This is a genomic window from Sphaerospermopsis aphanizomenoides BCCUSP55, from assembly GCF_001586785.1.
Classification (GTDB): domain Bacteria; phylum Cyanobacteriota; class Cyanobacteriia; order Cyanobacteriales; family Nostocaceae; genus Sphaerospermopsis_A; species Sphaerospermopsis_A aphanizomenoides_A.
The window spans coordinates 42,029-57,662 of record NZ_LUFH02000010.1 but is presented as its reverse complement, the minus strand read 5'-3'; the positions used below and the strand labels follow the sequence as shown (position 1 = coordinate 57,662).

Below are 15,634 nucleotides of genomic sequence, written 5' to 3'. Positions count from 1 at the left end.
TCTCTCCTTGTAGTAGAGAGGTTTGGAGAGAGGTTTTTACTTAACGTTTATTATTATCATCTATTTAAAACAATGCCTCTAAAACTAAGTGAATGGGATGATGATTTACCCATAGAACAAGATGAAGAATATCAAGCCTTTCTGCGTACACTGCGGTTTACAGAAGGTTTTGGTTTGTTGTTTGTGCGCTGTTCTCCTGCTAGTGGTGAACAATTAATTAGTAAAGTTAAAGAAGATATTAGCGATAAAAATATAGAAATTCTCAAATTAGATCAAGATGTTACTAATTTATATGAAAAAGTTGATAAATTACCCAACCAAAACAATATCAATATTTTATTCATTACAGGTTTAGAATCTTCATTATATAAATATGAAGAAGCCAAAACTTTAGCAGGTTGGAGTAGTCGAGAAACCCATCATTATAGTTGGGAAGGTGTACCACCAATTTTAATTAACATCAACCAGCAACGAGAAAGATTTAGAGATAAATTTAAAATTTGTTGTGTATTCTTATTACCGCAGTTTGCCATTAAATATTTTATTCATCGCGCCCCTGATTTTTTTGACTGGCGTTCTGGTTTATTTAATTTTCCTCTAGATTCAACATCTTTAGAACAAGAAACAAATCGGATTATTCAGGAAGGAACTTATGAAAAATATGTCAATTTAACTCCAGAAAAAACCAATCAGAAAATTCTAGAAATCATCGAAATTATTGAACATGATCAAATAGATCATGAACAAAAAGCTACATTGTTTTTTGAATTAGGTTATTTACAACGTATTAAACAAGATGATCAAGCTGCAATTTCTTCTTTCGACAAAGCACTGGAAATTAAACCTGATAAACATGAAGCTTGGAACAACCGGGGCATTTCCCTCAATAATTTAGGTAGGTATGAAGAGGCGATCGCATCCTACGACAAAGCACTGGAATTTAAACCTGATTATCACCAAGCTTGGAACAACCGGGGCATTTTCCTCAAAAATTTAGGTAGGTATGAAGAGGCGATCGCATCCTACGACAAAGCACTGGAATTTAAACCTGATTATCACCAAGCTTGGAACAACCGGGGCATTTCCCTCAAAAATTTAGGTAGGTATGAAGAGGCGATCGCATCCTACGACAAAGCACTGGAATTTAAACCTGATTATCACGAAGCTTGGAACAACCGGGGCATTTCCCTAGATGATTTAGGTAGGTATGAAGAGGCGATCGCATCCTACGACAAAGCACTGGAATTTAAACCTGATTTACATGAAGCTTGGTACAACCGGGGCATTTCCCTCTTTAATTTAGGTAGGAATGAAGAGGCGATCGCATCCTACGACAAAGCACTGGAATTTAAACCTGATTATCACCAAGCTTGGTACAACCGGGGCATTTCCCTCTTTAATTTAGGTAGGAATGAAGAGGCGATCGCATCCTACGACAAAGCACTGGAATTTAAACCTGATGATCACCAAGCTTGGTACAACCGGGGCAATTCCCTCTTTAATTTAGGTAGGTATGAAGAGGCGATCGCATCCTACGACAAAGCACTGGAATTTAAACCTGATGATCACGAAGCTTGGTACAACCGGGGCATTTCCCTCAAAAATTTAGGTAGGAATGAAGAGGCGATCGCATCCTACGACAAAGCACTGGAATTTAAACCTGATGATCACCAAGCTTGGTACAACCGGGGCATTTCCCTCAATAATTTAGGTAGGTATGAAGAGGCGATCGCATCCTACGACAAAGCACTGGAATTTAAACCTGATAAACATGAAGCTTGGTATGGTAAAGCTCGTGTTTATACCCTACAAGGTAATATTGAACAAGCAATTGAAAATCTGCAAACAGCAATTAATTTACAGCCTGATACAGTTAGAGAATGGGCAAAAACTAACTCAGATTTTGATGCTATTCGAGAAGATGCACGTTTTCAATCTTTGATTCAATAAATTAGGTATAATAGACATATAGGACTCCTATTTGATTTTTGAACAAAACTCCGTACATCCAACTCCTCTAAAACCCTATTCCCTATTCCCTATTCCCTATTCCCTATTCCCTGCCTACACAAACCAATTCAGAAACCAAACCGGATTCCTATATACTGAATGTTCTTAATGTTGAGGTAATAATTATGCAACAAATTACTATGAATGAAGCTTCTCAGCATTTGGTTGACTTGATTGAAGCAGCACTTAATGGTGAAGAAATTATCATCACTAAAGATAATCAACCTGCTGTAAAATTAACTCCTGTATTACCAGTTAAAATTCGTCCTAAATTTGGTAGTGCTAAAGGAATGGTAACAATGGCTGATGATTTTGATGAACCTCTCGAAGATTTCAAGGAGTATATGTAATGAAGCAATTACTTGATACTCATACTTTGCTTTGGTTTACGATGGGTGATCCAAGAATCAGCAGCAATTTGAGATTACAAATTGAAAATAATGATAATCTTTTGAGTATTGCCAGTGTTTGGGAAATTGCAATCAAACATAGTATTGGTAAACTCACATTAGCACTAGGTTTTGATGATTTTGTTGAACAACAAATAATTGGTAACGGTATTATATTAAAGGAAATTGATCAACAACATATTTCAGTTGTTTCCCAATTACCTTTACATCACCGTGACCCTTTTGATAGAATGTTGATCGCACAAGCAATAGTGGAAAATATACCTATCATAAGTGCTGACAGCAAATTTGATGCTTATCCTATACAGCGTTTATGGTGATGTTTTCAGATCCCCGACTTCTAAAATCAATTGATAATTTATTTACCAGATTAAAACGAAGTCAGGGATATAATTAATTAACGTCGATACTCATCCCCACAGTCACCAATTAACTGATACAAATCCCGCGACTGCTGCGAAACCGCATCTATCTTTTCCACATCTTCCGCATCCAAACTAAACCCAAATACCCGCGCATTATCTGACAAATGTTCTGCAATTCCTAACCTTGCACCGACAATTACACCCCCTACCGCTGGCTGATTTAAAATGTAATTTACAGCTACATTAGCAGTACTCACTTGATGTTTATCTGCAATTTGCTTCAGGGTAGAAAGTAACTCTTGAAATAATCTCCAACCACCCCAAGCATCAATCATATTTTTGTATTTCTTCAAGCTGGTGGTATTCAAATCAAAACCCCTGGGTTCAGCTTGACCTAAATATTTTTCTGATAACAAACCACCGCACAAACTACCATAGGTAAACAATTTAATATCATGTTCTTGACAGAATTTAGCCATGTTTACTTGTGGTCTTCTGTCAACCAAAGAATACTGCACCTGGTTAGAAACAATCTTAATTCCTGCTTCCGTGATAATTTGCAAATGTTCTGTATCAAAATTAGTTAAAGCTAAATGCTTAATTTTGCCTTCTGTTTGCAATTCTGCCATATATTTGAGAGCATCTAAATAATTAGAGTCACGATATTCCCACCAATGAAACTGCATTAAATCCAATGATTTAACATTCATTCTTTTTAGTGAAAAATTAATATTTTCCTCAACAATTTGTTTCGTCATCTTTCCCGCACGGGGAACCCATTTTGTAAAAGCTTGAATTCTATTAACCGCTTCTTCTCCACGAGTCGCTATTAATTGACGACGAAATTCACCAATAAAATCCTCTGCTGGTCCATAATGATCTGCTAAGTCCCAAGTGGTAAAACCAGCATCCACATATTCAAACATGGACTCAATCGCAGTTTTATGATTAATGCGTCCATGTCCACCGGAAACCTGCCACATTCCATTTAAAATTCGGCAAATCTTGAAATCAGGGGTAAATTGTAAATAACTTGATTGAGGTAACATGATATTTTTGATGTTATTGTTTGTCTGATTATTTCCAGTTGTTTTCTGCTTGTTCCAAAACATAAGCCGCGACATTTTGAATTTCTTCCGTTGTCAACTTTTCTTTATAGGCTGACATATTACTTTTACCATTAGTAACAATGTTTGTAATCGCCTCTAAAGAATCCATGCCGTATTTTTTTAAAGAATTCTTTTTTAAATTCTTTCCTCTTCTAATAATGTTACCACCATTGATATGACATCCTGCACAATGGACGCTAAAAATTTCTGCACCATTTTGGGTATCTAAAGCGTTAGCGGGTGAAGTAAAATTGATTATCCACAAACAGAAAGTCAACAAAATAAAAGTTATGAGTTTTTCCATAATTGTTGAAAAATCGCGTTGAAAATCTTGCTTTTAAAGGCAAAAAGTTTTTGAGTCAGAGTATAAATCCCCGTTAAAAAAATAACCTCCTGCCCCCTGCCTCCTGCCTTCATTATAAAGCTTCAAAATCAGATACAAAGCCTGGAAATGAAGCAGATTTTTCTTGAAACTCCTCGGCATCACTGACATCTTCAATTTTATATGCCATGATGCGTGTTCCATCGGGCAATTTTTTAGAAGATATCAATTCACCTTGATAATTTGCCGCCATCGTCTTAAATTCAGCACTATAGCGTTTCCATGCTTCCCCATCACAAGTGATATTTACGCGCCACATAGTTAATTTCTAATTATTACCAACAATATTGATCATCTCACAAATAGTAACTGAGGACAAATCCTCTTTTTGATTCTCTGTTTTCTATCTAAAGGAGGTGTGTAGACAAAAAAGACTACATCATGATGTAGATGGATGATTATGTGCAGTTTATATCCAAATTAGCTAAATTCTAAGGTGTAAAAATGACTAACAACATCAAAGAAAAAATCCAAGCAGATTTACAAGAAGCTAAAGCTACGGGACAATTAAGAACGGAGAATATTCGAGAAATTGTTAAATCCGCAGTTTCTCAGGTGGCTGGTGAATTTAAAGAAGGTTCTAGTGAATTACGCACCTTAGTAAAAGATGCTGTTTCCACAGTAATTGAAAATCTCCAAGACAAAGGTAGCGAAATTAAAGAAGAAGTAACAGCTTCGATTGAAGGTGCTTTAGAAGCAGTGAATAGTAAAAGACATGAAACTATTATCCAAACCCAAACAGAATTGAAACAAATTCAGGCGAAATTAGATAATGAAGAAGAACAACTACAGCAAGAAGTTGAGGGAATGTTAGCAGCAATTGAACACACAAATCAAGATAAATCCGCAAATATCAAGAGTGCGATCGCCTCAGCCATTAATGCGATCCAAGATAGTGAAGAATTTGCTTTATTAAAGAAACGCTACGCCCAACTACAAGCACAGTTAGCCATTATCCGCGCCAATTTAGCTGCACGTTATGGCGGACGTTCTGTAGAAATTCAAGAATATTTAGACGATGCCAAAACCTGGTATAATCAAGCCCGTCCCCAAGCGGAAACTGTGGCTACACAAGTAGGAGAAAAACACTCGCAGTTAGACAATAAACTGGGTGAAGCAGGTGTAGCGATAGCGAAAAAAGAACGACAATTAAAGCAAAGTTTGCGAGAATTGCTATTAGCAGCGGCTGATTTATTTAAAGATAAAGACTCTCATAGGCAAGAGACTCATGTGAAATAAAATGTGGGCGATGTTTGGAAAGTCATCAAGTTTAAGCAAAAACTTCTATCCTGGCGGGACTTCCAAATAAATGCAAAATATTTGTGGTGCGGGCATCTTGCCCGCTAATAATTAACAGAATTTGGATATAAAGAATTAACATAGCGTATCTTTACTTGTGAACATCGGTCAGTGCTATCACAACTTTTAGCATTCCAACCTTCTAAATTATGTGCTTGCTCAATTAAAAAAGTGTTGGGAATGTAGGATGTAATTGGCATATTTGTTCCAGCATAGACCGGATTTTGTGCAGATAAAATTAATCCATTGCCACTAGGCTGTACAATAATTCTTTGTTGGATGATATCACTTTTACCATTGGCATAGCGCACATTAACTGTCATTGTGCCAGAATTACTTGTTAATATCAGCAACCCATCAAAAGCATTTCCATTCATGCGCCACTGGAGTTTCCAAATCCCATTGGGAGGAGATATTATAGGGGACGGATAGGCAGGAAAATTTGATGCTGGCCAAGATTGAGCAATGGCTATTGGCACAATCTCTGGCATACTGAGCAATGCGATGAAAGTAGATGTAGAGATTGTTGTACCAAATTGCAGTAATTTGGTACAAATTTGTTGAAAGCGACTAGTTTTCATGACTAGAAAATTCCAAATTAACAACCTTCTGACTTTGGCTTAATTACTAGATAGGTTCATTGATGCGATCTGGAGTAATTTCACCGTCCGGTTGTCCGTAGTTTGGTTGACTGGGAGGAAGAGTAGGAGGAGATGACAACAGGCGTTGAATGGCGTACATTGCTTTTTGGTAATTAACAGTATCCCTGGCTTGTTGGAATAATTCAGCAGCTCTTTGTAAATCTGCAAATGCACCTTGACGATCGCCCGCATCACGTCGGAATAAACCACGTTGGTAAATGGCTATGGCATTATTTGGTTCGTAACTCAGCACCGTGTTTAGATCCTGAATCGCTGCGGGTATTTGTCCCAGGCGGCGTATGATCAAAGAGCGATTAATGTAGGCATTGCTAAATCGCGGGTTGAGAGCGATAGCTTGCGTGAAATCAGCAATAATTCCTTGGCGGTCGTTAAAAAAGGCACGAGCCAAAGCCCGGTTATAGTAAGATTCTGGGAGATGAGGTGCAAGTCGAACAACTTGGTCAAAATCGGCAAATGCGCCCCGTCCGTCTTTCATACTGCGGAAAACAGACCCCCGGCTATAGTAAGCAAAAATATCGTCAGGAGAGAAACGTAGAGCAACGGTAAAGTCTGCAATTGCACCTTGCTTATCGCCTAGATAATATCGCACTACCCCTCTGTTATAGTAAGCATTGGCATGATAGGGATTAAAGCGAATCGCTTCGTTATAGTCAGCCAGCGCCCCTTGCTTATCACCCATATCGTACCGAGTATTACCACGATTGTAATAAGCCATACTATTTTTGGGATCAAGAGCGATCGCTTGACTGAAATCATTAATGGCTGCGGTACGATTGTTATTTGTCTGAGACAGTCCCCGTGCTAAGAAATCATTAGAATCTTGAGGGCTTCTCATCCGTGCCGTGGGATTATCTGTACTGGCAGAACTGTCTACCTTCAACTCAGAAATGCCAATTTGCTGAGATAAAATAATCGCCCTTTCAATGGGAATTGCGGCACTAATTCCTAATTTAATATCCGTTTTTAATTCTTTTCCTGATTGGAGTTGTTTAACATCTGTTTCTGTGTCAGCTTTACCATGAACCCCAATGACTTTAGCGTCCACATCCAACACTGGCCCCCCGCTCATACCGCCTATTGTTTGAGCCACGTATTGTAACGAGTAGCCACCATCGCTTAAACTCGCATCCCTGGATTTCCAAATTGTTCCTGATTGGAAATCATAAACACGATTTTCAGCAATTCTGTTTAAATCATTGTTAACAGGATAACCAGAAATAAAAGCCTTACTTCCTAGTTGTGCCTGATTAGGACTTCTTAATTCTGCAACTGGATAGTTTTTGTCGCTGGTAAAAGTAAATAAAGCTAAATCGTTACTCCCGTTAGTGTTAGTTCCTAAACTTTTTACACTTCCAGGATTAATGGGATAAGAGATGCCATCACTAGTACGAACTCTAGCTGGCTTGGGGCTGCCCAATGGATTAACAACATGATTGCAAGTTAGGACAATATAAGTGTTTCCCTCGCGCTTGATAATAAACCCAGAACCGTCATCTGCTGAACCGGGGCCAAATCCAGCAGGTCTGTTTACTTGCACGGTAATGGTCTTAGCATACTGGGCAATTTCCTGAGAAGATTTGGCAGCAAAAGCCGCCGATGGAAAAAATACTATTGCCGCCAAACAAGCAGATCCACTAATTACACTATCAGGAAAGTTAGAGTTAAGAAATTGTAGGTTCATTGCTCAATAAAACCTCAGCAATAGTTTGTTAATTTGCGTAGCCATTGCAGAAGCAGAGAATTTTTGTAACCCAACATATAGAGACCTATAAGATTAAGTCTCTACACAGATTTGCTAAACCTAGATAGGGCCACCACCCGAATTGCCAGCAGGAGCCGGAGGTGTATAATATCCAGGATTGGGGTAAGTATCGCCACCAGGAACAGGGTCAGTAGGCATTCCGCCAGAATCATTCATAAGTTGATTAATAGCTTCTTCAATGCTGACAGCAGTGGGAATAATTTCTTCCCCACCAGCTACACCACCCGTAAAACCACCGCTTTCAGTTACATTTGAACCTCCACCGTAAAGACCAAATCTAATAATTTGGGCTAAGACTTTACCAGGGTTGCGAGCATTTTCTCGTCTGAGTAATGTCATGATCACGTTGTCGGAGTCGCAACGTTGAACATCATTCACAAAACAAATTACGTTGTAACCATTGACCTTGCCAGTTGTCAGCAGCAATTTACTCAATCTGCCACCATTTTCTTCTACTGCTTTTGTCATCCGCCAAGAAACCATCCGACAGCGTTCTTCGGGTGACAGATCATTACTTGCTGTTTCCCAAATTATTAGCGGAGATTGTATCGGCCGACCGTTATATTTAACAAATGTCGCTGGTGAGCGTCCTACCCAACCACAGAAAAAGCTGGTGGAAGATAATGGTTGTTGATAGGGTGGTTGTTGGTAGGGTGGTTGTTGGTAGGGTGGTTGTTGATAAGGTGGTTGTTGGTAGGGTGGTTGTTGATAGGGTGGTTGTTGATAGGGCGGTTGTTGATAGGGCGGTTGTTGATAAGGTGGTTGTTGGTAGGGTTCTGGATACTCTGCCATTGCAGGAGACACCATCACACCAGAAAGTGCGATCGCACTCATCACAAATTGAGCCGGAAACTGGAATTTCATTAATAAACACCTGTGGTAAATCCCAAGGTTATTTTATTTTTATAGTTAGTGACGAAGTGATTAGAATAAACAGGAGAATTTATGATAAAAGTAACGATGTATACAGATTAATAAAACCTAGACAAAGACAGCTTCATCTATTTTAGAATTGCTTTTGTAATTCCTTCATATATGGTTTATGGATGCTCACTTTAATCTGGATTTTATTGCAACAAAAAATAGAAATTTAGTATTTTCTTCACATCACCTGGCTTTGGTCTGTCCAATATTTCAGGTGGAATAGGGAGTGGATTCCCACGCAACCTAAGTATTTTCAAATTGGTGAGTTGTCCTATTTCCGCTGGCAGACTGCTGAGTTGATTGAATCTGAGGTCAAGTTTTGTTACACCATCTCTTGCTGCTTTCTCGATTACCTGTAGTAGTTCTGCCTCTGTCATAAGCAATTACTTAACTTTGATGACTAGAGTTTACCAAACAGATGTGGCAGTTTAAGAATCGCTATCAGGTAAAAATTTACGCAACAGCGCCCAAATTGTTATAGTCTATTTCTTAATTTAAAAATCTCTTCATTGAACTGAATTTAATATGCAAATAGACTTTCACCACGGTGTTACCTACGTTGTCGCGCGACTTGCGGGTTTTGAACATGAAGATGCTAGTATCGTCGCTTACTGCGCCCAGTATGTAGATGATGCTATCAATGGCGGTTTAATCCGATTTGATAATGGGGCGATGTTTACCCGCATCAGTTCGGCGCATAAGATGTTAGATTATCGCAACTTTCAGGATTTAGCAAACTATCATGTTTGGATTCCTTTTCATTTTTTACCAGGAAATGGAGGTAAAAAAGCAGGTGAAGATCCGGAAGGGAAGTTTATTGAGAAGTTAATTTGTCGTCCTAATAGTGATGTCGCACAACAGATGGTGCGGGAATGTATTCAACGCCGTGAAAGTGCTTATGGTTTACATCGTCTGGGTATTACAATGCACGTTTATGTTGATACCTGGGCGCATCAAGGTTTTGCAGGTGTTAACCATCGAGTCAATGAAGCGAAAAAATTACTGGATGAAAATGATCAACCTGATAGTAATTTGATGGATAGATTGAAGAATTATTTTGTTAGTGAAGCTTTACCTTTAGGACATGGTGCAGTTTTAAGTCATCCTGATAAACCGTTTTTACGTTGGGGTTATATTAACGGTAGAGGTGAAAAAATTAGCCGCAATAATCCTGAAGATTTTTTAGAAGCTGCTGATAATATGTGTAAGGCTATGCAGCGTTATTTAAAAGGTGATCCAGATGCTATTGTACCAGGATTACCAGAATCAGATAAAAGTTTAATTGCTTTCATGTTGACAAATATTCAGGATCTTAAAGGTCATGTCCGTCATCAAAAATGGTTGGATGCTATTTCCCAAGGTAAATTTAGTTTTGGTACAGCTAATGTCTCCTATATTCCTAAAGGTAAAGATTCTTGGAAATACGAAGCTTTGGGAACTGAAGGATTAGTTGATAAAAATAATGAAATTTTCTCCTACAATCCCAATTTTTTAGTCAGCAATTGGAAATTATTTCACGATGCTTTACAAGCACATCAATTTTATGTAATTCATGATTTGCTACCCCAATATGGAATTTGTGTAGCCTGAATTCTAATTGATAATTGACAATTGATAATTGACAATTGTTTCATTCAAGGTTTAAAACTTCCCCTTTGCAGGGGGAAAAATTCTGCTTTTTCAAGCCTCTCCCTTCTAGGGAGAGATAATTGAAAGATTCTCTCTAGCTTAGAAAGAGTATATAAATTACTCAAAGTCCCCCTTTTGAAGGGATTTAGGGGGATCTAAACTAACCCTGTAACAGTCCTTTAAAGAAATAAATCATGTTCATAAATATCATTTCCACCCACAGCAAAACATGATCCAACCATGCCAAAATTTCCTCTAAAGGATGCTTTTCATAACCTAAAAATGTAGCGGTGGTTTCTATCCAATCTGGTGGGAATTGAGGTTGAAATTTCTGGTTTTCTCTCTCCTGTTCAACAGAGGATTGAGAATTATCTTTAGTTGATTGTTTACTGTTAAATATATCCTCATGTTTTGTGTCAGTAAATGAATTAGCACTTACAACTTCATTTGTATCTTCATTTCCACCAAATAAATCACCCCAGGTTAACCAAGAATCTGCACCAGAATCTGCTATTAAATCTGATTCCTGCAATTGATTATTTTGAATAATCTTATTTTCTATAGGTTTACCTGGCAGTTTTTGAGAAGTTGTATTTCCTTGAATTTTAGAAATTTTCCTCCCACCAAAGAAGTAATTAATTGCAGCTTCAATTAATGCGGAAATATTTAAGGGTTGTTTTTCCAAATCATCAGCATTAACTGTTATTTCTCCTCTCGTTTCTACCTGTTCTTTCCCGTAAATAAATATATCTAATTGAGTTTGAGCAAGTTGAATAATTTCCTGACTCCGCTGCTGTACAGGTACTAAAGCTTTAGCTTCTAATTTAGCTACTGCTGTATCCAGCCATGCCAAAAGTTTACCAGGATAAGATGGTATATTTAATTTTTCTATTTTTTCAGATGAATCTGTAATATTAGCAGTATCTTTACCAGTTAATTTAGTTAGAATATGGTCAATTTTTGGTAATAATTCCTGTTCTGTTTTGACTGCAATTAACTTCAAAGAATGGCGATATTCAGCAATTTCACTATTAATTTTATCTGTTAATTTTGCTTGTTGTTTAATGGTCAAAACATCCAGAACTCTGTTGTTATCGGCAACAAGTACCAATTGACGATTTTCTAATTTAGCCGCTATTCCCTGCACCGTTGGTATATGGTGTTGAAGGGTATTTTCTGGCGGTAGGGATGGACTAGGTTGAGATTTTTTTAACCAACTTCCTAAATTCTGTGTTACCTTTTGCAAGCGATCGCCTAAAAAATTCCCAGACTTGACATTTTGTAAAGTTTGTGTATTGGAATTTGCCGCAGATGGTAGACTTTTAACTAACTCCAATACCTTCTGAATAGGCGCATCAGCAGGTGGGGGCGTTTCTGCTTGTAACTGTGGATGGGTTGGTTTAGCTTTAGCTTGCAACCTTTTTCCCGCAAATTCATCTGGTTGAAAGATTTGGTAAAGTGGGTAAAGCAAAGCTTCGACACTCCATTTGGTAGCAACTTGCAAGTGTCGAACTGTGTTTTCCAACTTTTGACTCAACCGCCGAGAATGCTGATTGAAAAAGTTAAATATTTTACTTTGATAGCGACCAGATGAACCAGAAGACATGATAGAAGTTGGTTAGTGTGAAGGTGATGGAATTTTGGAGACTCCCACAAAGGGACTTCCAAATAAAAAAATATCCAGTCGTTGAGTAAGCAGGGGAGGCAGGGGAAGCAGGGGAAGCAGGGGGAGAATAATCTGAATAGTCGTCACTAGATGCAGAAATTGGATAATTTAATTTCTGGAGTTCCCAAAACTGTTAGTTATCGTCAGTCAGTGAAATTATCATAGCTGAAAATCAGATCCAGTAAGTTTAATTTAGACAATCTCTCTACTCAAACGAATTTTTACATTAATTGTTAATTTTTATAGCTTATGACTTCTTCTCCATCAGATACCAAATCTATATCAGCAACAATAGAAAAGTTACGCTCTTGCTGTCAAATTAATGTCCAATCTTCTTGGTTTTATCAACAAGTTGACTGGGGAATTACTGATGTAGTAAAATCAGATTTATCTGACTGGCAACCTGTCAAGCTGAATGAGAAAGAACATATTGCTTGGACAGGGGGAAAGCAGGTGCTATGGTTGCAGCAAAAGTTGGTTGTTCCCCAAAATTTACAGGGTTATCCTTTAGCTGGTTTATCTTTGCGGTTGGCTTTGGTTTGGTGGGCTGATGCTGCGGAAGTTTATGTTAATGGTCAGTTGGTATTGATCGGTGATTTATTTGATTCTTCCCCACGGGTGCTGTTGTGTCAAGGGGTAACTCCTGGAGATGAGTTTGTTGTCGCTTTGCGGTTGGTAAGTCCGGGACATTGTGATGGGGCGTTAATGCGATCGCTTGTCATTTTTGAGTCTGGGGATGATAATATAGATGCGGGTTTTGTGGCTGATGAGTTGACGGTTGTACAACTGTTTTTGCAGAGGTTTGCACCGGAAGGTTTGGCTGGTTTGGTTGCGGGGATTGAAGAGGTAATGAACCGCGAAGACGCGAAGGACGCGAAGGAAGAGAGGAAGGAAGATTGGAAAAGTTTACTGTTAAATATACGAGAAATTTATCTGCGTTCATCTGCGTTCATCTGCGTTCAAAAATATAAAATCTATTTGTTAGGTCATGCACATTTAGATTTAGCATGGTTATGGCCTGTTGCGGAAACTTGGAATGCAGCACAAAATACTTTTGAGTCGGTTTTAAGGTTACAACAAGATTTTCCTGAGTTGATTTTCTGTCATACTACACCTGCTTTGTATGCTTGGGTGGAAGAAAATCGTCCTGATTTATTTGCAGAAATTCAAACCCAGGTAAAATCGGGAAGGTGGGAAGTTTTGGGTGGTTTTTGGGTAGAACCAGATTTGAATTTAATTTCTGGTGAGTCTATTGTTCGTCAGTTATTATATGGACAACGTTATTTTTTAGCTAAGTTTGGAAAAATATCTCCGATAGTTTGGGTTCCCGATACGTTTGGTTTTTGTGCAACTTTACCCCAGTTTTTGGTGAATGCGGGAATTGAGTTTTTTGTCACCCAAAAATTACGCTGGAATGATACTACTAAATTTGATTATGGTTTATTTTGGTGGCGATCGCTCGATGGTAGTCAAATATTAAGTTATATGTCTGCACTCATCGGTCAAGGCATGGATTCGATCAAAATGGCAGAATATGTCTGTGAGTGGAAAACTCAAACCAATTTACAAGATGCCCTTTGGCTGCCTGGTATCGGTGATCATGGTGGTGGTCCAACTCGTGATATGCTGGAAATAGGACGACGTTGGCAACATTCTCCTGTTTTCCCGAAGTTAGAATTTACAACAGCGGAAAATTATCTACAGCAAATAAAATCTCAAGCTGAAAATATTCCCCAAAATCTGCCAAAATGGGAAGATGAGTTATATTTAGAATTTCATCGCGGTTGTTACACTACCCACGCAGACCAAAAACGTTGGAATCGTCAATCTGAAAATTTATTATATCAAGCAGAGTTATTTGCAACTATCGCTAATATTACCTGTGGTGTTAATTATCCCCAAGGGGAAATAGAAACCGCATGGAAGCAAGTTCTGTTTAACCAGTTTCACGATATTCTTCCTGGTTCTTCCATTACCCAAGTTTACGAAGATGCGTTACCAGAATGGGAACAAGTGGAACAAGTGGGAACTAAAATATTAGATGAATCATTAACAGCGATCGCATCAAACATCAATTTACCACAACCACCCCAACCCCATAACATACCCATCATAATTTTTAACTCTCTCAACTGGGAACGTTCCCAAGTTGTCAGCGTTAAACTACCCGAAAATAACCAAACATGGGAAATTTACGACATTGACGGAAATAAACTTTCATCCCAACAAAACGAACATTCTTTATTATTTCTCGCTACAGTTCCATCAGTAGGATATAACGTATATTGGCTGTCCCCATCTTCCCATTCCCCCACATCTCCCCAATTTCCTGAAGACTGGAAATTAGAAAACGAATATTTGCAAGTTCAAGTCAACCCCAAAACTGGAGACTTAGCAAGCGTCTTTGACAAAACCCAACAACGAGAAATTTTAAACGGTGCGGGAAACCAACTCCAAGCTTTTACAGACAGTGGACAATATTGGGACGCTTGGAATATCGACCCCAATTATACCACCAAACCCCTACCTCCAACGGAATTAACATCAATTCAATGGCTAGAACATGGAGAAATACAACAAACTTTGCGGGTAGTGCGTCAAATTGGAAAATCAGAATTTTGCCAAGATTACATTTTACAAACTGGTTCACCACTTTTAACAATTAAAAATACTGTCAACTGGCAAGAAAACCAAGTATTAGTTAAAACAGCCTTTTATCTCAATCTTCATGCCGAATTTGCCACCTATGAAATTCCTTGCGGTGCTATTCGTCGTCCCACCAACCCGCAAACACCCGCAGAACAAGCAAAATGGGAAGTAACCGCTTTAAGATGGGCCGATTTAACCGCAGACACAGAAACCGGAAAATACGGATGTAGCTTATTGAATGACTGTAAATATGGTTACGATGCCAAAACCAATCAACTCCGTCTCACACTTTTAAGAAGTCCTAACTGGCCAGACCCAAAAGCGGATAGAGGTAAACATGAATTTACTTACGCTTTATATCCTCATATCGGGAGTTGGGAAGAAGCAAATACAGTCAAACGCGGCTATGAATTAAATATACCATTAAAGGTGTTAATAAATCCGACAATAAATCCAGAAAATCAACAATCTGCAACAAATCCTTTATCAAACACAAGCTTTCTAGAATTATCAGCAAATAATTTAATTTTAATGGCTTTCAAACCCAGTGAAGATAATCCGCAAAAATTCATCATCCGGTTTTATGAAAGTCAGGGAAAAACAGCAGAATTATCCTTAAAAAGTGATTATTTTGCTTTAGAATCAGCAGTTGATTTATTAGAAACACCCATCAATCAAACAGTTAATAAAATAGCACCTTGGAAAATTGCCACGTTTGAAGTTATATCAGGTGATAGGTGACAGGTGACAGGTGAAAGAGAACAGGG

Annotated in this window: 14 protein-coding genes; 6 read left to right on the top strand and 8 right to left on the bottom strand. The window is 38.3% G+C overall.

From position 1 onward, the window contains the following. Positions 1-72: 72 nt before the first annotated feature. From A0J48_RS04270 to A0J48_RS04260, 3 genes are all read left to right on the top strand, one after another. A complete protein-coding gene (locus A0J48_RS04270; RefSeq protein ID WP_200320640.1) occupies positions 73-1,950 on the top strand; it encodes a tetratricopeptide repeat protein in 1,878 nt (625 codons plus the stop codon). Positions 1,951-2,135: 185 nt separating this feature from the next. Continuing rightward, positions 2,136-2,360 carry a type II toxin-antitoxin system Phd/YefM family antitoxin gene (locus tag A0J48_RS04265; protein WP_200320638.1) on the top strand — a complete coding sequence of 75 codons (225 nt, stop codon included), beginning with the start codon at positions 2,136-2,138 and terminating at the stop codon, positions 2,358-2,360. Then, a complete protein-coding gene (locus tag A0J48_RS04260; protein ID WP_200320636.1) occupies positions 2,360-2,740 on the top strand; it encodes a type II toxin-antitoxin system VapC family toxin in 381 nt (126 codons plus the stop codon). The genes A0J48_RS04265 and A0J48_RS04260 overlap by 1 nt, the downstream gene beginning before the upstream one ends. A gap of 77 nt (positions 2,741-2,817) precedes the next feature. On the opposite strand, the gene A0J48_RS04255 is transcribed toward A0J48_RS04260, so the two are convergent. The 3 genes from A0J48_RS04255 to A0J48_RS04245 form a co-directional block, all read right to left on the bottom strand. Further along, the gene (locus tag A0J48_RS04255) at positions 2,818-3,837 is read right to left on the bottom strand and encodes an aldo/keto reductase (protein ID WP_200320682.1); all 1,020 of its coding nucleotides are present in this window, start codon (positions 3,835-3,837) and stop codon (positions 2,818-2,820) included. A gap of 25 nt (positions 3,838-3,862) precedes the next feature. Beyond that, positions 3,863-4,198 carry a cytochrome c6 PetJ gene (gene petJ / locus A0J48_RS04250; RefSeq protein ID WP_200320634.1) on the bottom strand — a complete coding sequence of 112 codons (336 nt, stop codon included), beginning with the start codon at positions 4,196-4,198 and terminating at the stop codon, positions 3,863-3,865. Positions 4,199-4,310: 112 nt separating this feature from the next. Beyond that, positions 4,311-4,535 carry a hypothetical protein gene (locus A0J48_RS04245; protein WP_200320632.1) on the bottom strand — a complete coding sequence of 75 codons (225 nt, stop codon included), beginning with the start codon at positions 4,533-4,535 and terminating at the stop codon, positions 4,311-4,313. 185 nt (positions 4,536-4,720) lie between these two features. Between A0J48_RS04245 and A0J48_RS04240 the strand changes: the two genes are divergently transcribed. Then, complete coding sequence (locus A0J48_RS04240) at positions 4,721-5,515, top strand: histidine kinase (RefSeq protein ID WP_200320630.1); 795 nt, start codon at positions 4,721-4,723, stop codon at positions 5,513-5,515. Positions 5,516-5,619: 104 nt separating this feature from the next. On the opposite strand, the gene A0J48_RS04235 is transcribed toward A0J48_RS04240, so the two are convergent. The 4 genes from A0J48_RS04235 to A0J48_RS04220 form a co-directional block, all read right to left on the bottom strand. After that, positions 5,620-6,156, bottom strand: a complete 537-nt coding sequence (locus A0J48_RS04235) for a hypothetical protein (RefSeq protein WP_200320629.1) — start codon at positions 6,154-6,156, stop codon at positions 5,620-5,622. A gap of 46 nt (positions 6,157-6,202) precedes the next feature. Next, positions 6,203-7,918 carry a tetratricopeptide repeat-containing S1 family peptidase gene (locus tag A0J48_RS04230; protein WP_200320627.1) on the bottom strand — a complete coding sequence of 572 codons (1,716 nt, stop codon included), beginning with the start codon at positions 7,916-7,918 and terminating at the stop codon, positions 6,203-6,205. A gap of 120 nt (positions 7,919-8,038) precedes the next feature. Then, complete coding sequence (locus A0J48_RS04225) at positions 8,039-8,863, bottom strand: COP23 domain-containing protein (RefSeq protein WP_200320625.1); 825 nt, start codon at positions 8,861-8,863, stop codon at positions 8,039-8,041. A gap of 203 nt (positions 8,864-9,066) precedes the next feature. Further along, a complete protein-coding gene (locus A0J48_RS04220; protein ID WP_200320624.1) occupies positions 9,067-9,300 on the bottom strand; it encodes a leucine-rich repeat domain-containing protein in 234 nt (77 codons plus the stop codon). A 148-nt stretch (positions 9,301-9,448) separates the two neighbouring features. On the opposite strand from A0J48_RS04220, the gene A0J48_RS04215 reads away from it, so the two are divergent. Further along, on the top strand, positions 9,449-10,513 hold the full coding sequence (locus tag A0J48_RS04215) for a DUF6765 family protein (protein ID WP_200320622.1): 1,065 nt from the start codon (positions 9,449-9,451) through the stop codon (positions 10,511-10,513). 199 nt (positions 10,514-10,712) lie between these two features. On the opposite strand, the gene A0J48_RS04210 is transcribed toward A0J48_RS04215, so the two are convergent. Beyond that, positions 10,713-12,158: a hypothetical protein gene (locus tag A0J48_RS04210; protein ID WP_200320620.1), complete on the bottom strand. Its 1,446-nt coding sequence runs from the start codon at positions 12,156-12,158 to the stop codon at positions 10,713-10,715. A gap of 309 nt (positions 12,159-12,467) precedes the next feature. Between A0J48_RS04210 and A0J48_RS04205 the strand changes: the two genes are divergently transcribed. Beyond that, complete coding sequence (locus tag A0J48_RS04205) at positions 12,468-15,608, top strand: alpha-mannosidase (RefSeq protein ID WP_200320618.1); 3,141 nt, start codon at positions 12,468-12,470, stop codon at positions 15,606-15,608. Positions 15,609-15,634: the final 26 nt, after the last annotated feature.

Excerpts from the sequence above, each read along its gene's own strand:
- A0J48_RS04270 (WP_200320640.1), top strand. The coding sequence starts at position 73 with ATGCCTCTAAAACTAAGTGAATGGGATGATGATTTACCCATAGAACAA.
- A0J48_RS04265 (WP_200320638.1), top strand. The coding sequence starts at position 2,136 with ATGCAACAAATTACTATGAATGAAGCTTCTCAGCATTTGGTTGACTTG.
- A0J48_RS04260 (WP_200320636.1), top strand. The coding sequence starts at position 2,360 with ATGAAGCAATTACTTGATACTCATACTTTGCTTTGGTTTACGATGGGT.
- petJ (WP_200320634.1), bottom strand. The coding sequence starts at position 4,198 with ATGGAAAAACTCATAACTTTTATTTTGTTGACTTTCTGTTTGTGGATA.
- A0J48_RS04245 (WP_200320632.1), bottom strand. The coding sequence starts at position 4,535 with ATGTGGCGCGTAAATATCACTTGTGATGGGGAAGCATGGAAACGCTAT.
- A0J48_RS04240 (WP_200320630.1), top strand. The coding sequence starts at position 4,721 with ATGACTAACAACATCAAAGAAAAAATCCAAGCAGATTTACAAGAAGCT.
- A0J48_RS04235 (WP_200320629.1), bottom strand. The coding sequence starts at position 6,156 with ATGAAAACTAGTCGCTTTCAACAAATTTGTACCAAATTACTGCAATTT.
- A0J48_RS04230 (WP_200320627.1), bottom strand. The coding sequence starts at position 7,918 with ATGAACCTACAATTTCTTAACTCTAACTTTCCTGATAGTGTAATTAGT.
- A0J48_RS04225 (WP_200320625.1), bottom strand. The coding sequence starts at position 8,863 with ATGAAATTCCAGTTTCCGGCTCAATTTGTGATGAGTGCGATCGCACTT.
- A0J48_RS04220 (WP_200320624.1), bottom strand. The coding sequence starts at position 9,300 with ATGACAGAGGCAGAACTACTACAGGTAATCGAGAAAGCAGCAAGAGAT.
- A0J48_RS04215 (WP_200320622.1), top strand. The coding sequence starts at position 9,449 with ATGCAAATAGACTTTCACCACGGTGTTACCTACGTTGTCGCGCGACTT.
- A0J48_RS04210 (WP_200320620.1), bottom strand. The coding sequence starts at position 12,158 with ATGTCTTCTGGTTCATCTGGTCGCTATCAAAGTAAAATATTTAACTTT.
- A0J48_RS04205 (WP_200320618.1), top strand. The coding sequence starts at position 12,468 with ATGACTTCTTCTCCATCAGATACCAAATCTATATCAGCAACAATAGAA.